The sequence below is a fragment of the Streptomyces sp. NRRL WC-3549 genome (genome assembly GCF_000721935.1).
Lineage (GTDB): Bacteria > Actinomycetota > Actinomycetes > Streptomycetales > Streptomycetaceae > Streptomyces.
On record NZ_KL585385.1, the window covers coordinates 135,739 to 157,643 of the forward strand.

18 protein-coding genes and 2 pseudogenes are annotated in these 21,905 nt (G+C 73.8%); 11 read left to right on the plus strand and 9 right to left on the minus strand.

What is annotated here, in order from left to right; all coding sequences use genetic code 11:
- Window positions 1-81: 81 nt before the first annotated feature.
- The 5 genes and pseudogenes from cseC to IH13_RS0104200 form a co-directional block, all read right to left on the minus strand.
- Window positions 82-1,375: pseudogene (gene cseC / locus IH13_RS36670) on the minus strand (two-component system sensor histidine kinase CseC).
- Window positions 1,372-2,082: a two-component system response regulator CseB gene (gene cseB / locus IH13_RS0104185; protein WP_031081061.1), complete on the minus strand. Its 711-nt coding sequence runs from the start codon at window positions 2,080-2,082 to the stop codon at window positions 1,372-1,374. Before cseB ends, cseC begins: the two are co-directional and overlap by 4 nt.
- Window positions 2,083-2,093: 11 nt before the next feature.
- A pseudogene (locus tag IH13_RS0104190) lies at window positions 2,094-2,655 on the minus strand (hypothetical protein).
- A complete protein-coding gene (locus IH13_RS0104195; protein WP_031081064.1) occupies window positions 2,643-3,227 on the minus strand; it encodes a SigE family RNA polymerase sigma factor in 585 nt (194 codons plus the stop codon). Before IH13_RS0104195 ends, IH13_RS0104190 begins: the two are co-directional and overlap by 13 nt.
- A gap of 224 nt (window positions 3,228-3,451) precedes the next feature.
- On the minus strand, window positions 3,452-4,333 hold the full coding sequence (locus tag IH13_RS0104200; protein ID WP_031081066.1) for an HhH-GPD family protein: 882 nt from the start codon (window positions 4,331-4,333) through the stop codon (window positions 3,452-3,454).
- Window positions 4,334-4,592: 259 nt separating this feature from the next.
- Between IH13_RS0104200 and IH13_RS0104205 the strand changes: the two genes are divergently transcribed.
- Window positions 4,593-5,417, plus strand: a complete 825-nt coding sequence (locus tag IH13_RS0104205; RefSeq protein WP_234433209.1) for a hypothetical protein — start codon at window positions 4,593-4,595, stop codon at window positions 5,415-5,417.
- 262 nt (window positions 5,418-5,679) lie between these two features.
- On the opposite strand, the gene disA is transcribed toward IH13_RS0104205, so the two are convergent.
- On the minus strand, window positions 5,680-6,804 hold the full coding sequence (gene disA, locus IH13_RS0104210; protein WP_031081071.1) for a DNA integrity scanning diadenylate cyclase DisA: 1,125 nt from the start codon (window positions 6,802-6,804) through the stop codon (window positions 5,680-5,682).
- An 80-nt stretch (window positions 6,805-6,884) separates the two neighbouring features.
- On the minus strand, window positions 6,885-8,297 hold the full coding sequence (gene radA, locus IH13_RS0104215) for a DNA repair protein RadA (protein WP_031081073.1): 1,413 nt from the start codon (window positions 8,295-8,297) through the stop codon (window positions 6,885-6,887).
- A 186-nt stretch (window positions 8,298-8,483) separates the two neighbouring features.
- On the opposite strand from radA, the gene IH13_RS0104220 reads away from it, so the two are divergent.
- On the plus strand, window positions 8,484-10,220 hold the full coding sequence (locus IH13_RS0104220; protein WP_031081075.1) for a BACON domain-containing protein: 1,737 nt from the start codon (window positions 8,484-8,486) through the stop codon (window positions 10,218-10,220).
- Window positions 10,221-10,285: 65 nt separating this feature from the next.
- Here the strand turns inward: IH13_RS0104220 and IH13_RS0104225 are convergent, their stop codons facing one another.
- Window positions 10,286-11,125 (minus strand): DUF3109 family protein, encoded by an 840-nt coding sequence (locus IH13_RS0104225; protein ID WP_031081077.1) that lies wholly within the window; start codon window positions 11,123-11,125, stop codon window positions 10,286-10,288.
- A gap of 280 nt (window positions 11,126-11,405) precedes the next feature.
- Between IH13_RS0104225 and IH13_RS0104230 the strand changes: the two genes are divergently transcribed.
- The 3 genes from IH13_RS0104230 (at window position 11,406) to ilvD (ending at window position 14,955) form a co-directional block, all read left to right on the plus strand.
- The gene (locus tag IH13_RS0104230) at window positions 11,406-12,215 is read left to right on the plus strand and encodes a sugar phosphate isomerase/epimerase family protein (RefSeq protein WP_031081079.1); all 810 of its coding nucleotides are present in this window, start codon (window positions 11,406-11,408) and stop codon (window positions 12,213-12,215) included.
- A complete protein-coding gene (locus IH13_RS0104235) occupies window positions 12,212-12,838 on the plus strand; it encodes a TetR/AcrR family transcriptional regulator (protein WP_031081081.1) in 627 nt (208 codons plus the stop codon). The genes IH13_RS0104230 and IH13_RS0104235 overlap by 4 nt, the downstream gene beginning before the upstream one ends.
- Window positions 12,839-13,104: 266 nt before the next feature.
- Window positions 13,105-14,955, plus strand: coding sequence for a dihydroxy-acid dehydratase (gene ilvD / locus IH13_RS0104240; RefSeq protein WP_031081083.1), 1,851 nt, complete (start codon window positions 13,105-13,107; stop codon window positions 14,953-14,955).
- A gap of 34 nt (window positions 14,956-14,989) precedes the next feature.
- On the opposite strand, the gene IH13_RS0104245 is transcribed toward ilvD, so the two are convergent.
- Complete coding sequence (locus tag IH13_RS0104245) at window positions 14,990-17,155, minus strand: serine/threonine-protein kinase (RefSeq protein WP_031081085.1); 2,166 nt, start codon at window positions 17,153-17,155, stop codon at window positions 14,990-14,992.
- Window positions 17,156-17,281: 126 nt separating this feature from the next.
- Here IH13_RS0104245 and IH13_RS0104250 point away from each other — a divergent pair, with 126 nt between their 5' ends.
- The 6 genes from IH13_RS0104250 (at window position 17,282) to proC (ending at window position 21,580) form a co-directional block, all read left to right on the plus strand.
- Complete coding sequence (locus tag IH13_RS0104250) at window positions 17,282-17,623, plus strand: SH3 domain-containing protein (RefSeq protein WP_031081087.1); 342 nt, start codon at window positions 17,282-17,284, stop codon at window positions 17,621-17,623.
- Window positions 17,624-17,643: 20 nt separating this feature from the next.
- Window positions 17,644-18,192, plus strand: coding sequence for a hypothetical protein (locus IH13_RS0104255; protein ID WP_031081089.1), 549 nt, complete (start codon window positions 17,644-17,646; stop codon window positions 18,190-18,192).
- A 116-nt stretch (window positions 18,193-18,308) separates the two neighbouring features.
- A complete protein-coding gene (locus IH13_RS0104260) occupies window positions 18,309-19,139 on the plus strand; it encodes a class I SAM-dependent methyltransferase (protein WP_037840718.1) in 831 nt (276 codons plus the stop codon).
- Between the two features lie 33 nt (window positions 19,140-19,172).
- On the plus strand, window positions 19,173-19,955 hold the full coding sequence (locus IH13_RS0104265) for an ABC transporter ATP-binding protein (RefSeq protein WP_031081093.1): 783 nt from the start codon (window positions 19,173-19,175) through the stop codon (window positions 19,953-19,955).
- Window positions 19,952-20,710 carry an ABC transporter permease gene (locus tag IH13_RS0104270; RefSeq protein WP_031081094.1) on the plus strand — a complete coding sequence of 253 codons (759 nt, stop codon included), beginning with the start codon at window positions 19,952-19,954 and terminating at the stop codon, window positions 20,708-20,710. The genes IH13_RS0104265 and IH13_RS0104270 overlap by 4 nt, the downstream gene beginning before the upstream one ends.
- A 60-nt stretch (window positions 20,711-20,770) precedes the next feature.
- On the plus strand, window positions 20,771-21,580 hold the full coding sequence (gene proC, locus IH13_RS0104275) for a pyrroline-5-carboxylate reductase (RefSeq protein WP_031081096.1): 810 nt from the start codon (window positions 20,771-20,773) through the stop codon (window positions 21,578-21,580).
- Window positions 21,581-21,905: the final 325 nt, after the last annotated feature.

The following is a 21,905-nucleotide window of genomic DNA, read 5'->3' on the forward strand; positions in this document are numbered from 1 at the left end:
GCCGTACGCGGACCGGGCCCGGGGCGACTCGCCCCGGGCCCGGTCCGCGCCTCCCGGCCCCGTCCACCGCCGGCCCCGGGCTCAGCCCGTCGCCTGGCGCAGTACCGGGAAGCTCCCGGTGTCGGTCGGCGCGTGCTCGGGCAGCCACAGCACGGCGACCGCCCCGCCCGTGCCGTCCGTGGTCCCGGCGGGAGCGGCGTTGCGGAACGTGAGCCGGGCGCCCAGGACCCGCGCCTGGCCGGCGGCGATCGTGAGCCCCAGCCCGTGGCCCCGTCCCGCCCGGTCGCTGCTTCCGGTACGGAACCGGCTCGGCCCCTCCTTCAGCAGCTCGTCCGGGAAACCGGGCCCGTGGTCGCGGACCCGTACGACCCGGCCCTCGACCGTGACCTCCACCGGGCCCGCGCCGTGTGCGGACGCGTTTCCCAGCAGGTTCCCCAGGATCCGCTCCAGCCGGCGCGGATCCGTGGAGACCCATGACTCGTGCACCACCCGGACCGTGATCCCCGGGTCGAGCAGGCCCTGTCTCCTGAAGCTCCGCCCGCTCCGACGCGCTGTCCAGCCGCGCCACCTCCAGGACGTCCTCGACCAGGGTCCGAAGCACCTGGGCCCGGTCCCGTACGAGCTCCGTGGGGCGGCCCGGGGGCAGCAGCTCGGCGGCGGTCAGCAGCCCCGTCACCGGGGTGCGCAGTTCGTGGGCGATGTCCGCGGTGACCCGGCGCTCCGCCTCGATCCGCTCGTTCAGCGCGTCCGTGAGCGCGTCGACGGCGCGGGCCAGTTCATCGGTCTCGTCCCGTACGACACCGCCGACGGCCTCCCGGACCCGGACGTCCGTGTTCCCCTGGGCGACCTTGCCGGCCGCCGTGGCCGCCTTGCGCAGCCTCCGGGACAGCTGGCCGCCGATCAGCACCCCGAGCGCGCTGCCGCCGACGACCACCGAGACCGAGCCGATGACCAGCGCCCGGTCGAGGTCGTCCATGATCTTGGAACTGCGGTCGGCGAACCGGGTGTGCAGCGACAGGACGTCGCCGTTGGCCAGCGGTACGGCCGCCCAGACGTCGGGCACGCCGTTGCCGTACTCGTCGACATGGGTCGCCCGGCGGTGTTCCCGGGTCTGGTTCCGCAGGCTCTGCGGCATCGCGGGGTCGTTGATCTTGGCGCCGAACTTCGGCGGCAGCTTCTGCGTGTTGGACGCCTCGTAGAGCCGCTGGGCGAACAGCAGCCGCTCCAGCTGCACCTCACGGGCGTTCTCCAGCATCGACACCCGGGCGGCGTTGTGGACGACGAGGCTCAGCGCCACCGCGATCAGGGCGCCGACCGCGGCGATCGCGGCGCTGATCTTCCAGCGGACACCGGTCCGCAGTGCGAGCCGCTTCATGCGCGGAGCTTGTATCCGAAGCCGCGGACCGTCTCGATCCGGTCCTGCCCGATCTTGGTCCGCAGCCGCTGCACATGGACGTCCACGACCCGGGTGTCGCCGCCCCAGCCGTAGTCCCAGACCCGCTCCAGGAGCCTGTCACGGGAGAGCACGGTGCCCGGCGCGGAGGAGAACTCCAGCAGCAGCCGCATCTCCGTCGGGGTCAGGTTCACGGGCGCGCCCCGCCTGCGCACCTCCATGCCCTCCGTGTCGATCTCCACGTCGCCGAAGACGAGCACGCCGCCCTTGCCGTCCGTGCCGTCGGCGCCGCCCGCGGGCCCGCCACCCGGCCCCGCCGCATGGCCGAACCGGCGCAGCACGGCCCGGATCCGGGCGACCAGCACCGCGCCGTCGAAGGGCTTGGTGACGTAGTCGTCGGCCCCGGCCTCCAGGCCGAGCACCACGTCGATCGCGTCGGCACGCGCCGAGAGCATGATCACCGGAACCGTGGACTCGTCCCGGATGCGGCGGCACAGGCTGACCCCGTCCAGGCCCGGCACCATCACGTCGAGCAGGGCGATGTCCGGCCGGTCCGCCCGGAACGCCTCCAGGCCCAGCAGGCCGTCGGACACGGCGGTGACCGCGAAGCCGACCCGCTCCAGGGCGAGCTGGGTGGCCTCGCGGATCACGTCGTCGTCCTCGACGAACAGGACATGGGTCTCGGCCATGCGGGCAGCCCTCAGTTCTGTGCCGTCGGCTCGGGAAGGGTGCCCTCCCCGGTGCCGACGGCCCGGTTGAAGTCGTTGTGCACCCGGTCGGTCTCGGTGAACCGGTCCGTCGCCCAGCGGTAGGTGATGACGTCCTCGCCGGAGGGGAACGCGACCGCGTCCTTCGCCCCGTAGACCTGGGCCGTCACCACCAGGTCGCCCCGGTCGATGGTCCCGTAGACCGCCGGTATCTCGACGGCGAAGACGTTGCCGTACGAACCGTCCTCGGCCCGCCGGTAGACGTAGGTCCCGATACCCACGGCGTCCCCGCAGGTCAGGACGTTGACCACGAGGTCGGGAGCGGTGTTGCCGGTGAGGGTGCCGTACGAGGTGTCGACCGGGTACTGGTCGCCGGCGCAGGGCTTCAGGTCGTTCCTGACCGAGGCGGCCACCTCCGGGTCGCCCTTGACGAGCTGTACGGCGTCGACGCGGGGAGCGGGCCGTGCCGCCGAGGGCCCCCGGCGAACTCGTGCCGGGACCGGAGGGCCGCACGGACACCGCACCCTCCTCACCGCCGCCTGTCAGGCCGCGCACCGCTTCCGCCCCCGCTCGTGATGACGCCCGTCCCGCTGCGCCGGGATCCGCGCCGGTATGTCCTCGCTCTCGCGGCTCCGGGCGGCACGGTCCTCCAGCTCCTGGCGCAGACGTGCCAGGGCGCGGTGCAGCGTGCTCTTCACGGTACCGGTCGACATGCCGAGGGCCGCGGCCGTCTCCTCCGTGCTCATCTGCTCCCAGTGGCGCAGGACGACGACGCTGCGCTGCTTGGGAGCCAGCACGCCGAGGACGTCCATGAGCAGGGCGCGGTCGGCACGCTGCTCGGAGCCGTCGTCCACGCTGGCGTCGGGGAGCTGCTCGGTGGGGACCTCCTCCAGCCGGCGGGCCCGCCACCACTCCGTACGGGTGTTGATCATGACCCGGCGCAGATAGGCGTCGGCGAGGGACTTGTCGGCGATGCCGTCCCAGCGGCCGTAGGTGCGGGCGAGGGCGGTCTGCAGCAGGTCCTGGGCGTCCACCGGGTCCGGAACCAGCCGGCGCGCGCTGCGCAGCAGCGCGTCCTGCCTGGTGCGTACGTACTCCTCGAACCCGAGCGCCTCGGCCTGCGCCATCACAACCGCCTCCGTCGTCCCCGTCGTACCCCGTGGTCCAGCTGTCGGTGACCGGTCATGTCGCCGACAACGAAGGACGCTACGGATCTGTTGTCACGGGGATGTGCGGGGCAGCCGTACGTGGGCGCACGGCTGTCCATCGGTTGTGTAACAGTGCAGGCCACGCGCGCCCCGGACCGGTACTCCCGGCTCCCGTCGGGTCCCGGCCGGGGCCTGTGCTCAGCTCAGCCGCCCGCCAGCGGCTCGACGAGGCCGTCGGCGACCAGGCCGTCCAGGGCGCGGGTCCGCTGCACGGGCTCTTCCCACACCGAGTCCAGGGCCGCCTGCGACACCGGTGCGACCGACTCGCGCAGGACGGCCAGCAGCCGGCCGCGCACCTGCCGGTCGGTACCGGCGTACGTCTGGCCACGGCGCGGGGCCCCCTGGTGGGCGGGTTTCCCGGCCAGCCGCCAGGCGCACTGCCCGGAGATCGGGCAGCGTCCGCAGTCCTCGTTCTTCGCGGTGCACACGAGGGCGCCGAGCTCCATCGTGGCCGCAGCCCAGCGGGCCGCCCGGGCGTCCTCGTCGGGGAGCAGGGCACGGGCGAGCTTGCGCTCGGCCGCGGTGGTCGCGTTCGGCGGGTACTGGATGCCGGTGGCGGCCCGGGCGAACACCCGCCGCACGTTCGTGTCGAGCACGGCGTGCCGCTGCCCGTACGCGAAGGAGGCCACGGCCGCCGCCGTGTACTCGCCGATCCCGGGCAGCGCCAGCAACTGGCTGTGCTCGCTCGGTACGTCACCGCCGTGCCGTTCCGTTATCGCCTGCGCGGCCCCGTGCAGGCGCAGTGCCCGGCGCGGGTAACCGAGCCGGCCCCAGGCGCGGACCGCTTCGCCGGGGGCGTCGGCGGCCAGGTCGGCGGGGCGGGGCCAGCGGGCCATCCACTGCTCGTACACCGGCAGGACCCGGTTCACCGGGGTCTGCTGCAGCATGAACTCGCTCACCATCACACCCCAGGCGCCCGCTTCGGGACGTCGCCAGGGCAGATCGCGGGCGTGCTGCTCGAACCACCCGATGACGGGGGTGTGGAGGGAGACGGGGGGCGTGTGTGTCGAAGTCATGGCAGTCATCGCACCTACGATCCTGGCACGGAAGCGGGGACATCGGGGACGGCTACGGGGGTGTCGGCCCGGGTGATGGTCCACGGGGTGGTAGCGCCACCCGTTTCGACCCTTCACGCCCGCGCGGGGAACCAGAACCGGGCAAAGCGGACGGAAGCCATGACACGGGCCGCGCCGTGATGATGATCCGGAAAACTTGTCGATCAGAGCGGCGGGTAGGGGCCGGAGTCGGCGGTGAACTCTCGTACAGTTCGGTCTTGTGGGATCTATGCGCAATCCGGTCGGGCCGCTTCCCTCCAGCATCTACTGGCGTCGGAGGGCAGTCGCGGTGCTGGTGATCGCCCTGCTCGCGGCGCTGGTCGTGTGGGCCGTCACCGCCACGGGCGGCGGCGGGAAGAAGAGCGACGACGCCAAGTCCGGCGGTGCCTCGCCCGCTCCGTCGATCACCCCCGGCCCATCGAGCTCGGATCCCGTCGTCGGTCAACCCCCGGGCGGGCGTGACGAGTCGGGAGGGTCCGGCGAGGGCTCCGGCACCGGTGGCGCCGACGGCGGCTCCACGACGGGCGGCGGGGCCGGACAGGGTGCGGACACGTCGGGCGGGGGCGGACCGGATTCCGGCGGCCCGGCCGCCGGCGGGTCGGGTACGGGCGGCGGCGGAACAGCCGGCCAGCAGGTACCGGCCGGCTCCCCGCTCCCCAACTGCACTCCCGAGACGCTCCAGTTGAGCATCAGGACGGAGAACACCTACGGCCCGGACGACAAGCCGGTGTTCCGGCTGTACGCCAAGAACACCTCGTCGGCGGAGTGCAAGGCCGACCTCGGCCCGAAGAACACGGTGCTCACCGTCAGCGAGGCGGGCGGGGACGACGAGCAGGTGTGGTCCTCCAAGGACTGCCCGCGCGGCGGGGCGGTGTTCATGAGGATTCCGGCGGGCGCGACGATCGTGCACACCGTGGAGTGGGACCGGAAGAAGAGCACGCCCGCGTGCGCGACGACGCCTCCCGGTACGGCCGCCCCCGGCACGTACCTGGTGGAGGCCAAGGCGCCGGGCGAGCCCGTGCAGCGGGCGTCCTTCGTCCTCGCCAAGGACTGACCGGCGGGCCCCGGCCCGGCCGTCGTGTCCGGTGGCGGCACCCGGGCCGGCTGCGGGGCCGTGGTCAGGCCGCGGGCCCCGGGGCCCGCGCCCCGCGCGCCGCCGGCGAACGCACCGGCCTGCGGGGGGACATGCGCCGTGGCCGTGCCGGACGCAGGCCCCGGCGAGCGGGAGGGAGGAGCGGTGAAGCTCCGGCCGGGCCGTCCTGCCCGCCCTGCCCGCCGCATCTGCCGAACGCCCCCGCCGGGCGGCGGTACCGGCCTCAGACGTACCGTTCGAGGATGGACGACTCCGCGAGGCGCGAGAGCCCTTCCCGCACGCTGCGGGCCCGGGCCTCGCCGACCCCGTCGACCGTCTGGAGGTCGTCCACGCTGGCGGCCAGCAGCTTCTGAAGTCCGCCGAAGTGCTCCACCAGCCGCTCGATGATCGCGTTCGGCAGCCGCGGCACCTTGGCCAGCAGCCGGTAGCCCCGCGGCGACACCGCGGAGTCCAGCGACTCCGGCGAGCCGCTGTAGCCCAACGCGCGCGCCGCGACGGGGAGTTCCAGCAGCTCGGTGTGGGTGAGCGTGTCGAGCTCGCCCAGCGCCTCCGCCACCGTGCGCGACCGCTTGGCGGTCGGCTCCGGCACGTAGTCGCGGACGACCAGCTCGCGCTCCGGCTCCACGCCGGCGATCAACTCGTCCAGCTGGAGCGAGAGGAGCCGTCCGTCGGTGCCCAGCTCCACCACGTACTCGGCGATCTCCGTGGCGATCAGGCGGACCATCTCCAGGCGCTGGGCGACCGCCGTCACGTCCCGGACGGTCACCAGGTCCTCGATCTCCAGGGCGGAGAGCGTCCCGGCGACCTCGTCGAGCCGCAGCTTGTACCGCTCCAGCGTGGCGAGTGCCTGGTTGGCGCGGGAGAGGATCGCGGAGGACTCCTCCAGGACCCGGCGCTCCCCGTCCACGTACAGCGCGATCAGGTGCATCGACTGGGAGACCGAGACCACGGGGAAACCGCACGCCTTGGAGACGCGGTCGGCCGTGCGGTGACGGGTGCCCGTCTCCTCGGTGGGAATGGCGGCGTCCGGGACCAGCTGGACCCCGGCCCGGAGGATCTTCGTCATGTCCTTGTCGAGGATCAGAGCGCCGTCCAGCTTGGCCAACTCCCGCAGCCGGGTCGCGGTGAACTCCACGTCCAGCACGAAACCGCCGGTGCACATCGACTCGACGGTCTTGTCCATGCCGAGGACGATCAGTCCTCCGGTGTTGCCGCGGAGGATGCGCTCCAGGCCGTCACGGAGGGCCGTCCCGGGCGCGACCGCGCTCAGGGAGGCGCGCATCAGCGCCTCGTTCCCCGTGCCTTGGCCGGACTTTCCGGGCGATGCTGCCCGGTCGTTGGCTGCCACTGCACTCCTCCGGTCACAGGTTTGGGGTGCCCTTGCGTCCCTCATACCGTTCGTACGGGCGGGCGAGACCAGGGCAAAGTCTACCGGCGTGCGCCGTCCTCCCGTGGTCCGTCCGAACGAGACCGGCGGGGGAGGGCGCGCAGGGCGTCACCCATGTCGGCGACTTCTGTGACCTTCATACCGGACGGGACCCGTCCCGGGTCCCTCGGGACCAGGGCGTGACGGAACCCCAGACGGTGCGCCTCCGCCAGCCTGCGCTGCACCCCGGTCACCCTCCTGACCTCGCCCGCGAGCCCCACCTCACCGATGGCGACCAGGTTCTTCGGGAGCGGTGTGTCGCCGGCCGCGCTGGCCAGCGCCAGGGCGATCGCCAGGTCCGCCGCGGGCTCGGTGAGCTTCACGCCGCCCACCGTCGCGCTGTAGATGTCGCGCTTGCCGAGCGCGCTGATCCGGCCCCGCTGCTCCAGGACGGCCAGCATCATGGAGACCCGGGACGTCTCCAGCCCGGAGGTCGTGCGCCGGGGCGACGGGATCTGCGAATCGACCGTCAGCGCCTGCACCTCGGCGACGAGGGGGCGCTTGCCCTCCAGCGTGACCGTCAGACAGGTGCCCGGCACCGGCTCGTCGCGGCGGGTGAGGAAGAGGCCCGACGGGTCGGCGAGACCGGTGATGCCCTCGTCGTGCAGCTCGAAGCAGCCGACCTCGTCCGTGGCGCCGTAGCGGTTCTTGACGCCCCGCACGAGACGGAGGCGGGCGTGCCGGTCGCCCTCGAAGGACAGCACCACGTCGACCAGGTGCTCCAGGAGCCGGGGGCCCGCGATCGCGCCGTCCTTGGTGACGTGGCCGACCAGGAGCGTCGACATGCCGCGCTCCTTCGAGGCCCGGATCAGCGCGCCCGCCACCTCGCGGACCTGCGCCATGCCGCCCGGCGCGCCGTCGATCTCGGGAGAGGCGACCGTCTGCACCGAGTCCAGGACGAGCAGCGAGGGGTTGACCGCGTCCAGATGCCCCAGGACCGCCGACAGGTCCGTCTCGGCCGCCAGGAACAGGTGGTCGTCGATCGCCCCGATCCGGTCCGCCCGCAGCCGCACCTGGCTCGCCGACTCCTCGGCGGTGACGTAGAGGGTGCGGTGCTCCTCGCCGGCGGCCTTGGCCGCCACGTCCAGCAGCAGCGTCGACTTGCCCACCCCGGGCTCACCGGCGAGCAGCACGACGGCGCCGGGCACGAGCCCGCCGCCAAGCACCCGGTCGAGCTCCGGGACGCCGGTCGAGCGCGCCGTGGCCTGCCGGCTGTCGACCTGGCCGATCGGCAGGGCGGCGGTGGAGACCCGGCCCGCCGCCGTGGTGCGGACCGCGGGGGCGCCGCCGAACTCCTCGACGGTCCCCCAGGCCTGGCACTCCGGGCAACGGCCGAGCCACTTGGCGGTCGTCCAGCCGCATTCGGTGCAGCGGTAGGACGGCCGGTCCTTCGTGGATTTCGTACGGGCAGCCATGGCGCCACCGTATAGGCGGGGACTGACAGCGCCGACCACGGGCGCGGAGGGGGAACGGACGTGCGGGAGGGCGCTCTCGGCGGAATCCGGGGTTCCTGTCCTCTTTCGAGGGGTACCGTCACCCGTACGGATTAAATGTGGAGAAGGGCCGTCAGGGCTCCGCCCTTGTCTGCCTACGGTCACAAGGTGACGAGCAGCAGGCTGGAGACCCCCACACACACCACCGGCGCACACCGGGCGCATCACCGCGCGTCCCGCTCATCGGCGCAGCGATCGTCCGCCCATGACGACCCGTACCTCGACGGCCTGTTCACCTACTGCCTTTCCGTGCTGTGCGACCACGAGGCGGCGACCGAGGCGCTGGGCGCGGTCCTCGCGATCGCGGAACGGCAGCACGGCCGGTGCCCCGCGGCCGAGGAGGAACGTAAATCCTGGCTGTACGCACTGGCCAGGTGGACGTGTCTGCGCACCCTCACCGAGCAGAAGCGGGGGCGCCAGGCGCATCGCCGCCCGCCGGCGCACGCCCCCCGAGGCACCCCGGAGGAGGCGGTCGCCCCGGACCCCGCGGAGTCCCCGGCGGCCGAAGCGCGCCGGCGGGAACTCGCCCAGCTCGCCTGGCCGGAGGCCGCGGGCACCACCCCCGAACAGCGCGAGGCGCTGGAACTCGCGGTGCGCCACCGCCTCACCCCGCGCGCCGTCGCCGCCGTCCTGGGCCTCGAACAGGGCACCGCCCGCGAACTCCTGGCCGCCGCGGCCTGCGAGGTGGAACGGACGCGCGCCGCGCTCGCGGTCGTCGAGACGGGGAACTGCGCCACCGTCACCCGGCTCACCGGCACCCACCAGGTGCTGCTCTCCTCGGCCCTGCGCCGGGAGCTCGTCCGGCACGTCGACGACTGCCCCCGCTGCCGCCACGCCGCCGAACGGGCCGGCGCCGCCGGGCCGTGGCCGGGCGGCGCCATCACCCCCGCCGCCGCGCTCCCGGTCGTCGAGGCGCCGCGCCCCTCGGTGCACGTCGCCCTGGTCCAGGCCCGCCGGTCCCGCTCGGGCGCCCCCCGCTTCGGCCGCACGGGCTTCCCCCTGGACCCCAAGGACCACGCCGCCCGCCGCGACCGGGTGCGCGCCCGGGTCGTGACGACGACCGTCGTGGCCACGGTCGTCGCCGCCCCGGTGATCGCCCTGTGGGCCGCCTACCGGGGGGCACCGCTGACCGGTGAGGGCCGCGACGGCTCCTCGGTCACCGCGACGGAGGTGGGCGAGCCGGGCAGCCCGTCCGGCGACCCCCGGGACCGCTACGAGAACGCGGGCAACGCCCGCCCCGACCAGGACGGCCGCTTCACGGACGGCGACCGGCGGCCCGACGTGTCCGCCGAGGTGGTCAGCGTCGGGGCCGCACCGCACGCGGCCGGCACGCTCAGGATCACCGCGCGCTCCCTTGGCGGCCGTACGGCGATCACCCTCACCGCCACCGGCGGCGAAGCCGTTACCTGGTCGGCCCGCGCCGACGCCCCGTGGCTGAGCCTCGACCGAGCGTCCGGCACCCTCGCGCCCGGCCGGTCCACGACGCTGTACGTCCTCGTGGAGCGGACCGCCGAACCCGTCGGCCCGTGGCGCGCCCGTGTCGTCTTCGCGCCCTTCGGATCAGCGGTGGCGATCACGGGCCAGGGCGCCGCCGCACCGGCCCCCGGGAACCCGGCACCGCGGCCGGACCCGGCCGACCCGGAGCCCACCACTCCGTCCTCCCCGCCGCCGTCCACCCCCGGCCCGGCCCCGAGCACGCCGGAGCCCCCACGGCCCACGCCGGACCCGACCGGTCCGGCCCCGGGCACGCCCGACCCGACACCGCCCCCGGCCGGCGAGCCCTCCGCACCGGCGCCGTCCGACCCGCCGGCCACCCCGGGGGACACGGCCTCACCGGCCGGCTGACCGCCCGGAGGAGGCCGAAGGCCGGGAGGGGCCGCCCGGCCCGGGCGGCCCCTCCCGGCCGGGTCTCAGACCGGGTCGGCAGGGTGCGGGGCCATCGGGAGCAGCGACGCCAGCCGCTGTTCGCACAGCTCCACCAGCTGGTCGTACGCCTCCTTGCCCATCAGCTCGGTGAGCTCGGGCCGGTAGGTGACGTACACCGGGTCGCCCGCCCCGTGCGCCGAGGTCGCCGAGGTGCACCACCAGTGCAGGTCGTGCCCGCCCGGGCCCCAGCCGCGCCGGTCGTACTCCCCGATGGACACCTGGAGCACGCGCGTGTCGTCGGGCCGGTCGATCCAGTCGTACGTACGCCGCACCGGCAGCTGCCAGCAGACGTCGGGCTTGGTCTCCAGCGGCTCCTTGCCCTCCCGCAGGGCCAGGATGTGCAGCGAGCAGCCCATGCCGCCCGCGAAGCCCGGGCGGTTCTGGAAGATGCAGGACCCCTCCCAGCGCCGCGTCTGGCGTTCCCCGTCCTCGTCGACGCCGACCCAGCCCGTCTCGGTGCCGACGTCGTGGAACTGCCAGATCTCCGGGGTCAGCCGGGCCACGTGACCGGCCACCCGCTCCTCGTCGTCCTCGTCCGAGAAGTGCGCGCCCAGCGTGCAGCACCCGTCGTCGGCCCGGCCCGCCTGGATGCCCTGGCAGCCGCTGCCGAAGACGCACGACCACCGGGACGTCAGCCAGGTCAGATCGCAGCGGAAGACCTGTTCGTCGTCGGCGGGGTCGGGGAACTCGACCCAGGCCCGAGCGAAGTCGAGCCCCTTCTCGTCGGGCACGTCGGGCCCCTTCTTCTCCGGCTGCCGCATCTCCTGCTTCGTTCTCTGCTTCTTCGTGACTTTGTCCGGCTTCGCCTTTTTCGTCTTTGGCACGCGCCCAGGGTAAGTCCGTCACCGCGGCGGCGTTCCCGGCCGGGCCCGTGCGACCTCGTCGGCGGGGCCCCAGGGCCTGGACCGGTTCGGGGACGGGGAGCCGGGAACCTGCCTCCGGGCGCTTGGGGAGGGCGTCACCCGTGCCGTCCGGACCACCCCCTCGGCCGGGCGGCACGCCGGTCCTCGGCTTCCGGGCGGCGTCATGGCCCTTCTCACTTTCGGCCGGTGGGCCTCCGACCCGCCCAGCTGCTGCCCGTAGGCTGTCTTCGTGGCAGATCCAGTGGTGCGCGTCCCGGGTGCGAAGGTCGCCCTGTCGACGGCCTCGGTCTATCCGGAGTCGACGGCGACGGCCTTCGAGATCGCCGCGCGCCTGGGCTACGACGGTGTCGAGGTCATGGTCTGGACCGACCCCGTCAGCCAGGACATCGAGGCCCTGCGGCGCCTCTCGGACTACCACCAGGTGCCGATCCTCGCCGTCCACGCACCCTGCCTGCTGATCACGCAGCGGGTCTGGTCCACCGACCCGTGGGTGAAGCTCCAGCGGGCCAGGGCGGCGGCCGAGAAGCTCGGCGCGTCGACCGTGGTCGTGCACCCGCCCTTCCGGTGGCAGCGCAACTACGCCCGCGAGTTCGTCGGCGGAATCTGGCGCATGGCCGACGAGACCGACGTCCGGTTCGCCGTCGAGAACATGTACCCGTGGCGCTACCGGGACCGCGAGATGCTCGCGTACGCCCCCGCCTGGGACGTCACCCAGGACGACTACCGCCACTTCACCGTCGACCTCTCGCACACCGCGACCGCGCGCACCGACGGCCTGGCCATGGTGGACCGGATGGGCGACCGTCTCGCCCACGTCCACCTCGCCGACGGCAAGGGGTCCGCCAAGGACGAGCACCTGGTGCCCGGCCGGGGCGACCAGCCCTGTGCCGAACTGCTGGAGCGGCTGGGCCGTACCGGGTTCGGCGGCCATGTCGTCATCGAGGTCAACACCCGCCGTGCCATGTCGTCGGCCGAACGTGAGGCGGACCTCGCCGAGGCCCTCGCCTTCACCCGGCTGCACCTGGCGTCCTCGCGGGCCCCCCGCGGATGAGCACCGGCGACGCGGACGGCCCGGCCCCCCGGCGCCGCGGGCGCCCCTCCCGTACGGAGGGGCCGGGCGGCCCCGACGCACGGAGCCGGATCCTCCAGGCGGCCCGTGCCCAGTTCGCCGAACGCGGCTACGACAAGACGTCGGTGCGCGCCATCGCCAAGGCGGCGGACGTCGACGCCGCCCTCGTCCACCACTACTTCGGCACCAAGGACGAGGTCTTCGCGGCGGCCGTCGAGCTCTCCTTCGAACCCGCGCTCGCCCTCCGCGAGATCCTCGGCGGCCCCGCCGGGGGCCTGGGCGAACGGCTGGCCCGCTACTTCATCGGGATCTGGGAGAACCCGGTCTCCCGGGGGCCCCTGCTGGCCGTCCTGCGCTCGGCGCTCACCCACGAGGCGGCGGCGGACGTACTGCGCGGCTTCGTGCTGCGCCGGCTGCTGGAGCGGATCGCGGCGGAGCTGGACGTGCCCGACCCGACGTTCCGCGCCGAACTGGCCGCCTCCCACATGATCGGGATCGCCGTCCTGCGGTACGTGGTCCGGGCGGAGCCGCTGGCCTCCGCCGACCCGGAACGGATCGTCGCCATGGTGGCGCCCACCCTCCAGCGGTACCTCACCGACCGCTGACCGGACGCCGGGTCCTGCTCGTGTGACGGCTGCGCCGGTGACGTCACCGGGGCCCGGAAGCAGGGGTACGCGGCCCCGGCCACGGTGCATGCCCGGTGCCCCCAGGCGCTCCCGGCCCGGTGACGGGCCGGCGGGAAAGTACCGCAGACGCCGCCTCCCGCCCACCCAGCGAGCACCTCATCCCGCATAACGGACAGTGTGTCCAGATCTTGGCACCGGAGGCGTACGCTCGGAGGCAGTCTTTTCTGTCGAAGGAGCGAGCGACGATGCCCCTGCTGAGGTCCCGCACTGTCACCCACGGCCGCAACATGGCGGGCGCCCGCGCCCTTATGCGGGCGTCCGGCGTAGCGAGCGAGGACATCGGCAAGCCGATCATCGCGGTGGCCAACTCCTTCACCGAGTTCGTGCCCGGCCACACCCACCTCGCCCCCGTCGGCCGGATCGTCTCCGAGGCGATCAAGGCGGCGGGCGCGGTGCCCCGCGAGTTCAACACCGTCGCGGTCGACGACGGCATCGCCATGGGCCACGGCGGCATGCTCTACAGCCTGCCCTCCCGCGACCTCATCGCGGACAGCGTCGAGTACATGGTCGAGGCCCACTGCGCCGACGCCCTGATCTGCATCTCCAACTGCGACAAGATCACCCCGGGCATGCTGATGGCCGCGATGCGCCTCAACATCCCCACCGTCTTCGTCTCCGGCGGCCCGATGGAGGCCGGCAAGGCCACCCTCGTCGACGGCACGGTCCGCAAGCTCGACCTGGTCAACGCGATCAGCGACGCGGTCGACGAGAGCGTCTCCGACGAGGACATCCTCCGCATCGAGGAGAACGCCTGCCCCACCTGCGGCAGCTGCTCCGGCATGTTCACCGCCAACTCGATGAACTGCCTGACCGAGGTCCTCGGCCTCTCCCTGCCCGGCAACGGCTCGGTCCTGGCCACGCACACCGCCCGCAAGGCGCTGTACGAGGAGGCCGGCCGCACGGTCGTGGAGATCACCAAGCGCTACTACGAGCAGGACGACGAGAGCGTCCTGCCGCGTTCCATCGGCACCCGCGCCGCGTTCGACAACGCCATGGCGCTGGACATCGCCATGGGCGGGTCGACCAACACGATCCTGCACCTGCTCGCCGCCGCGGAGGAGGCCGAGCTGGCGTACGACCTCGACGACATCAACGAGGTCTCGCGCCGGGTGCCCTGTCTGTCGAAGGTGGCCCCCAACGTCGCACCCGGCGGCACGTACTACATGGAGGACGTCCACCGGGCGGGCGGCATCCCGGCCCTCCTCGGCGAGCTGCACCGCGGCGGTCTGCTCAACGAGGACGTGCACGCGGTGCACTCCGACAGCCTCGCCGAGTGGCTGAAGGACTGGGACGTCCGCGGCGGCTCCCCGTCCCCCGAGGCCGTCGAGCTCTGGCACGCCGCCCCGGGCTGTGTCCGCAGCGCGACCGCCTTCTCGCAGTCCGAGCGCTGGGTCACCCTCGACCTGGACGCGGCCGGCGGCTGCATCCGCGACCTGGAGCACGCGTACTCCAAGGACGGCGGCCTCGCGGTCCTCAAGGGGAACCTCGCCGTGGACGGCTGTGTCGTCAAGACGGCGGGCGTCGACGAGTCGATCTGGACCTTCGAGGGACCGGCCGTCGTGTGCGAGTCGCAGGAGGACGCCGTCGACAAGATCCTCCGCAAGGAGATCAAGGAGGGCGACGTCGTCGTCATCCGCTACGAGGGCCCGCGCGGTGGCCCCGGCATGCAGGAGATGCTCTACCCCACGTCCTTCCTGAAGGGCCGCGGCCTCGGCAAGGCCTGCGCGCTGGTCACCGACGGCCGGTTCTCCGGCGGTACCTCGGGCCTGTCCATCGGGCACGCCTCTCCCGAGGCCGCCTCCGGCGGCACGATCGCGCTCGTCGAGGACGGCGACCGGATCAGCATCGACATCCCCGGCCGCTCGATCGAACTCCTCGTGCCGGAGGCGGAGCTCGCCGCCCGCCGCGAGGCGCTGAACGGGGTGTACGCGCCGAAGAACCGCGACCGCAAGGTCTCGGCCGCCCTGCGCGCCTACGCCGCGATGGCGACGAGCGCCGACCGCGGCGCGGTCCGGGACGTCTCCAAGCTCGCCTGACCCCCCGGCCCGTTCCGTCCGGCCCCGTCCGCTGTCACCAGCGGGCGGGGTCGTTCCCGTCCACGGCGAAGACCGAACCGTCCGGCGCGGTCCCCACGACGGTCCGGCCGAGCACCACGGGGGCGGGCAGCGACGAGGCGTGGCCGAGTCTCCCGTCCCGCAGCCGCGGGCGCGTCTGCCCGAGCAGCGTGCCGCGCGCCGTGTCGACGGCCAGCAGCCGCCCGTCGGCCGCCGAGAAGTACAGCCGGCCGCCGTCCGGGCCGAGCACGGGCGCCGAGGTCAGCCCGACGGCCGTCTCCAGCCGCCACCGCTCGGCCTTCCCGGCACCCGCGCGGACGTCGACGGCCAGCAGCGTGCCGCCGCGTTCCAGCAGCAGGGCGGTGTCCCCGGCCACCACGACCGCGGGTCCGTACATCCGGAAGGGCAGCGCCACTCGCGTCGTGCCGTGCGACTCCGGGTCGTAACGCACCAGCGCCGTGGTCTGCGCACGCTCGTTCGCGGACGTCAGCACCAAGGCCCCGCCGGAGCTCCCGACCGGGGTGAGCAGCCCGTCCAGCCGGCTCTGCCACGCCGTCCCCCCGGTCCGCGCGTCGAGCGCCGTGACCAGGGTCGTGGCGCCGTCGGGGGCGTACTCGAAGAGGTAGGCGACCCCCGACACCTCGTCGTACCAGCCATAGCCCGGCCGCGGGTGCCCGGGCACGGCGTGCCGCCACAGGGACGCGCCGGTCGCCGCGTCGAGCCCTTCGGCCGTACCGTCCTGACGCGCCATCAGCAGGGTGCCGCCCGCGGGGAACGGGACGTCGAGGTAGCCGGAGAGGTCCGCGTCCCAGAGCTCCGCGCCCCCGTCGGCGGCGTACGCCCGCAGCTCGCCGCCCGGCCGCGCGGTGTACACCGTGCCCCCGGCGGCCGTGCCCACCGTCGGCGCCTCCTTCCCGGTGTCCTCGTGCGACCAGACCACCCGGCCGTCCGACGGTGCCAGCCGGGCCGTACCGGACCCGGCGGCCACGCAGTACAGGACCGGATCCGCACCGGCCGTGGAGGCGCGGCACGACGGCGACGAACCGTCCGCCGCCCGCAGCGGTGTCCGCCAGGGCGCGAAGGAGGCCGGCCGCTCCGCCGTCCCGGCCGGTTCCGGCGTGTCCGGGCCGCCCCCCGCGCCGGCCGCCCAGAAGGCCCCCGAGACCAGCAGTGCCAGCGCCGCGGCCGCGACGACGAGCCGCCGCCCGGGCCGCCGGCCGCCTCTGCCGCCGCCCGTCCCGGACGGCAGCCCGTCCGGCGCCCGCACACGGGTGGACGCCTCCGCGCCCTTCGCCCCCACGGCGGACTCGACGGCGGCCGGGCGCCGCTGCGCCGGTATGAACGCGGTGGCCTCGTACGACGGAGGGCGCAGCGCCGCCATGATCTCGTCGGGGGTGGGGCGCAGGTCCGGGTCCTTCGCCAGGCACCGGGCCACCAGCGGCGCGAGGTCCGCGGGCACCCCCGTCAGATCGGCCTCGTCGTGCACCACCTGGTAGGCCACGATGTACGGGCTGTCCGAGTCGAACGGCCCCCGGCCGGTCGCCGCGTGGACCAGCACGGCCCCCAGCGCGAACACGTCCGCGGCCGGCCCCACCTCCCGGGGCCGCTGGAACTGCTCGGGCGCCATGTAGGGCGGCGACCCGATCAGCTTCCCGGTCTCGGTGCGCAGATCGCTGTCGTACGGGCGGGAGATCCCGAAGTCGATGACCTTCGGACCGGAGTCGGGGAGCAGGACGTTGCTCGGCTTGAGGTCCCGGTGGACGACACCAGCACGATGGATGTCGCGCAGCGCCTCGGCGAGACCGGCCGTCAGCCGGCGCAGCTCCGCAGGGCTCATCGGGCCGTTCCGCTTCACCTGCTCGGAGAGGGTCGGACCAGGCACGTACAGGGTGGCCATCCAGGGCAGCGCCGCCCCGGGATCGGCGTCGACGACCGGCGCGGTGAACGCCCCGCTGACCCGCCGCGCGGCCGCCACCTCCTGGTGGAAACGCGCCCTGAACTCGGGGTCGGCCGCATGCCGGCGGTGCACCACCTTCACCGCGAGCTGGAGCCCGGAGGCCGAGCGCGCCAGGTGCACGACCCCCATGCCACCCGCGCCGAGGCGCGCATCGAGCCGGTACTGCCCGGCGTACTCAGGATGCTCCGCTTCCGGATCCGGTCCGGCCCCTCGCAGCGGCGGCATCGCCCACCCCCGTGTGTTTCGTGCGCAAGCGCGACGCACGGAGCCTAGTCGATGGTGCGTGCGAGAACGCCGGAGCTTGTTAGCCTGCGCGCGTCATGCGTTTCGGTACCGACGGGGGGAGCCCTCATGGGCGTCGAGGAGAACAGCGGCACCACGGACACCGTGGTCAAGGACGGCACCGAGGCGGGAGCGCGGGAGGCGACGGCCCTCGCCGCGCGCACCGTCGTCTACCCGGTCGCACCCGGCTACCGCGTCAACGTCCGGCGCGGGCCGGGCACGCAGTACGGCATCGTCCGGACGCTGCCGGCCGGCAGCAGCGTCCCCGTCTACTGCCAGAAGGCGGGCGAACGCGTCTCCGGGCCGTACGGCACGTCGAACATCTGGAACAACATCGCGAGCGGGGAGTTCGTGTCGGACACCTACATCCGCACGGGCAGTGACGGATACATCGCCCCGCGCTGCGACTGACACGCGGGATAATCGGTCCCGTGAGCGAGAACAGCGAGGCAACCGACGCACCCTCCGGCAGCACGGCCCCCCAGGGCACCGCCGCCGGCCCCGAGCCCGAACCCCTCCGCTTCTTCGGTACGACCTGGGTCGACCACGACGGCGGTTACGGGCTGCGGCGGGTGGGTGTCTCCGTCGGCTCGCTGGCGGCGGCCGTCGCCTCCTGCCTGGTGCTGCGCCTGGCGTACGAAGGGCTGGAGATCGCCGAGACCGGCGGGTTCGTCGGCATGCTGGTCGTCCTGATGTTCGCGGTCTGCAGCGCCCTCGCCTTCCGGCGGACCTGGGACGGCTTCGTCCGCCGTCCCGCCGACCCGGCCCGTGAGGAGAGCCTGAGGGGGCTCAAGTCGATCGGGTTCATCGGCTCGCTCCTCGCCTACTTCGTCCGCTCACTGACGGAGGCACCGGGCGAGAAGCTGCGGCGTGCCGAGTACGAGACGGCCGTGGCCCGGTACACGAAGCGGCGCTCCGCCCGCGCCGGCAACCCGGCGGCCCGCAAGCGGGCCAAGGGCAAGCGGTCGGGACGCGGGTAGCGGACGCCTCCTCGGTCCGGTGCGCCGGGCGGGCCGGGGCACGCCCCGGGCCGTACCGGCGTCCGGGCGCCCCGGGCGGGGTTCCGGTACAGCACGGGGGCGGTCCAGGATGGGCCATGCCCACCTCTGACACCACACCCCGCCGTCTCTCCTTCGACCGGTCGGCCGCCCTGTACGCGTCCGCCCGCCCCGGCTACCCGCCCGCTCTCTTCGACTCCGTCGAGGAGCTGTCCGGCCGGCCCCTCCGGGGCGCGCTCACCGTCGACGTCGGGGCGGGCACGGGCATCGCGACCCGGCTGCTGCGTGACCGCGGCGCCCGGGTCACGGCCGTCGAGCCCGGCCCCGGCATGGCCGCCGAGCTGCACCGCTCGCTGCCCTCCGTGCCGGTCGTCCGGGGCGACGGCAACCGACTGCCGCTGGCGACCGCCTCGGCGGACCTGATCACCTACGCCCAGTCGTGGCACTGGACCGAGCCGGTACTCGCGCTCGCCGAAGCGGTCCGCGTCCTGCGCCCGGGCGGCGCCCTGGCCCTCTGGTGGAACGTCGCGGACCACTCCGTCAGCTGGGTCGCCGACCAGGACGCACGGCTGCTCGGGCACTTCCGCGACGGCGACAGCGCCCACGGCACGTCCCCCCTCTCCCAGGACCACCCCGTGCCGGACCTGTTCGGCGGCGGAACCTTCGCCCGGCGCCTGCTGCCGTGGTCCCGGACCGTGCCGGTCGACACCCATCTGGCCAACCTCTCCAGCCACTCCGCCTTCCTGGTGCGCGGCGGCGCCGCCGCGCCGCGCAACCAGCGGTTCCTGGAGGAGGAGCGCCGTCGCCTCACGGAGGTCTTCCCGGACGGCGTGGTGCGGGAGCGCTACGTGGTCGACCTGGCCGTGGCCGTCCCCGGGGAGCCCGGACCGCAGGCGGGCGCACCGGGGTCCGAGGCGCCGGCGCCTTGACGCGGCCTCCCCACCGGGAGAAGAATTCATCGCATGATGAATTCTACGGACGGTGCCGGCGCGAACGCCGTCGAGGCCCGCGCCCTCACCGTCCGGCGCGGTGACCGCCCCGTCCTGCACGGTCTCGACTTCACGGTCCGGACCGGCAGGATCACCGGTCTGCTCGGCCCTTCCGGCTGCGGCAAGTCCACCCTCATGCGCGCCGTCGTCGGCACCCAGGCCCGGACCACCGGCACCCTCGACGTCCTCGGGCACCCGGCCGGCCACCCCGCCCTGCGGGCCCGCGTCGGTTACGTCACGCAGGCGCCGTCGGTCTACGCGGACCTCACCGTCCGGCAGAACCTGGACTACTTCGCCGCCGTGCTCCGTCCGGGCCGGGCGCACCGGGACGCCCGGCGGGACGCGGTCGTCCGCGCCCTCGGCGACGTGGACCTCACCGACCGCGCGGACGCGCTCGCGGGGGCCCTCTCCGGGGGCCAGCGCAGCCGTGTCTCCCTCGCCGTCGCCCTGCTCGGCACCCCCGAACTCCTGGTACTCGACGAGCCGACCGTCGGCCTGGACCCCGTACTCCGACGCGACCTCTGGGAGCTCTTCCACGCCCTGGCCGAGGACCGGGGCACCACGATCCTCGTCTCCTCCCATGTGATGGACGAGGCCGAGCGCTGCCACCGGCTCCTCCTCATGCGTGAGGGATCGGTCCTCGCCGAGGGCGGCCCCGACGCCCTGCGCAGCCGCACCGGTTCGCACACCGTCGAGCAGGCCTTCCTCCGCCTCGTGGACGAGGCCGCCCCCACCGGTCAGGAGACCGCACGATGAGCACCGGCCCCTCCGCCCCCGACCCGGGCCGCACCCTGGCCACCGCGGCCCGTGTCCTGCGCCAGCTCCGCCACGACCCCCGCACCGTCGCGCTGCTGCTCGTCGTACCGGCGCTGATGATCACCCTGCTCCGCTACGTCTTCGACGGCAGCCCCGACACCTTCGACACCATCGGCGCCTCGCTGCTCGGCATCTTCCCGCTGATCACGATGTTCCTGGTGACCTCGATCGCCACCCTGCGCGAACGCACCTCCGGCACCCTGGAACGCCTGCTCGCCATGCCCCTGGGCAAGGGCGACCTGATCGCCGGTTACGCCCTCGCCTTCGGTGCCGTGGCCGTCGTCCAGTCGCTGCTGGCGACCGCGCTCTCCGTGTGGGTCCTGGGCCTCGACGTCGTCGGGTCCCCCTGGCTGCTGCTCCTGGTCGCCCTGCTCGACGCCCTGCTGGGCACGGCACTCGGGCTGTTCGTCTCGGCCTTCGCCGCCTCCGAGTTCCAGGCCGTCCAGTTCATGCCGGCGGTGATCTTCCCGCAGCTGCTGCTGTGCGGACTGTTCACCCCGCGCGCCCACATGCACCCGGTGCTCGAAGCCCTCTCGAACGTCCTGCCCATGTCGTACGCCGTCGACGGGATGAACCAGGTCCTGAGCCACCCGGACGTGACCGCCGACTTCTGCCGCGACGTCCTGGTCGTCGCCGGCTCCGCGCTGCTCGTCCTCTGCCTGGGCGCGGCCACCCTCCGCCGCCGCACGGCCTGACGCCCCGGTGCGAGGATGGCGGCCACGAGACGCGTACCGCCGCCCGGAGGGTGAAACCGCATGACCCAGACAGTCGCAGTCCTCGGTACAGGCAAGATCGGCGAGGCCCTGCTCAGCGGCATGATCCGGGCCGGCTGGCGGGCCGGGGACCTGCTCGTGACCACTCGCCGTCCGGAGCGGGCCGAGAAGCTCCGCACCCGGTACGGCGTCGAGGCCGTCACCAACGCGGAGGCCGCGAAGAGCGCGGACATCCTGATCCTCGCGGTCAAGCCCCAGGACATGGGCACGCTCCTGGACGAGCTCGCCCCGCACGTCACCTCCGACCGCCTCGTGATCAGCGCAGCCGCCGGCATCACGACCGCGTTCATCGAGGACCGGCTCGCCGAGCGGACGCCGGTGGTCCGTGTCATGCCGAACACCCCCGTCCTGGTGGACGAGGGCATGTCCGTCATCTCGGCGGGCAGCCACGCCACGCCCGACCACCTCGCCCTGGCCGAGGCGATCTTCGGCGGTGTGGGCAAGACGCTGCGCGTCCCGGAGTCCCAGCAGGACGCCGCCACCGCGCTCTCCGGCTCGGGGCCCGCGTACTTCTACTTCCTGGTCGAGGCGATGACGGACGCCGGCATCCTGCTCGGACTGCCCCGCGCCCAGGCCCACGACCTCATCGTGCAGGCCGCGATCGGCGCCGCCGTCATGCTCCGGGACAGCGGCGAACACCCGGTCAAGCTCCGTGAGGCCGTGACCAGCCCGGCCGGCACCACGATCAGTGCGATCAGGGAGCTGGAGAACCACGGCGTACGCGCCGCCCTTATCGCGGCCCTCGAAGCCGCCCGCGACCGCAGCCGCGAGCTGGCCTCCGGCAACGGCTGACCAGGCCGGTCGCCTCCTCCGATCGGGTGGAGGGGGCGGCCCGCCGACCGCGCGGGCGGGCCGAGGTTGACACGTCCTGAAGAGGTCCGTAGTGTGCTCCGAGTTGTCCGACGTGAGCGCCGACCCCGGTCGGTCCCCGGACAGCCATTCCGCAGTCACCACAGCAAACGAGCGACATCCGTCGTGCGTTTTGTATGTGCGTGTCTGTGCGAAATGAGGAATCAGTGTTCGAAGGAGACCCGATTAGCGTCGGGGCCGGGGATTCCGCTAATGTCTCACTCGTCGGAACGGCCCAACGGCCGGGAAGACGGACCCCGCTGACTGG

Bases quoted from the DNA above. Each gene is read 5' to 3' on its own strand.
- cseB (WP_031081061.1), bottom strand. From the start codon at position 2,082: ATGGCCGAGACCCATGTCCTGTTCGTCGAGGACGACGACGTGATCCGC.
- IH13_RS0104195 (WP_031081064.1), bottom strand. From the start codon at position 3,227: ATGGCGCAGGCCGAGGCGCTCGGGTTCGAGGAGTACGTACGCACCAGG.
- IH13_RS0104200 (WP_031081066.1), bottom strand. From the start codon at position 4,333: ATGACTGCCATGACTTCGACACACACGCCCCCCGTCTCCCTCCACACC.
- IH13_RS0104205 (WP_234433209.1), top strand. From the start codon at position 4,593: ATGCGCAATCCGGTCGGGCCGCTTCCCTCCAGCATCTACTGGCGTCGG.
- radA (WP_031081073.1), bottom strand. From the start codon at position 8,297: ATGGCTGCCCGTACGAAATCCACGAAGGACCGGCCGTCCTACCGCTGC.
- IH13_RS0104235 (WP_031081081.1), top strand. From the start codon at position 12,212: ATGAGCACCGGCGACGCGGACGGCCCGGCCCCCCGGCGCCGCGGGCGC.
- ilvD (WP_031081083.1), top strand. From the start codon at position 13,105: ATGCCCCTGCTGAGGTCCCGCACTGTCACCCACGGCCGCAACATGGCG.
- IH13_RS0104245 (WP_031081085.1), bottom strand. From the start codon at position 17,155: ATGCCGCCGCTGCGAGGGGCCGGACCGGATCCGGAAGCGGAGCATCCT.
- IH13_RS0104250 (WP_031081087.1), top strand. From the start codon at position 17,282: ATGGGCGTCGAGGAGAACAGCGGCACCACGGACACCGTGGTCAAGGAC.
- IH13_RS0104260 (WP_037840718.1), top strand. From the start codon at position 18,309: ATGCCCACCTCTGACACCACACCCCGCCGTCTCTCCTTCGACCGGTCG.
- IH13_RS0104265 (WP_031081093.1), top strand. From the start codon at position 19,173: ATGATGAATTCTACGGACGGTGCCGGCGCGAACGCCGTCGAGGCCCGC.
- IH13_RS0104270 (WP_031081094.1), top strand. From the start codon at position 19,952: ATGAGCACCGGCCCCTCCGCCCCCGACCCGGGCCGCACCCTGGCCACC.
- proC (WP_031081096.1), top strand. From the start codon at position 20,771: ATGACCCAGACAGTCGCAGTCCTCGGTACAGGCAAGATCGGCGAGGCC.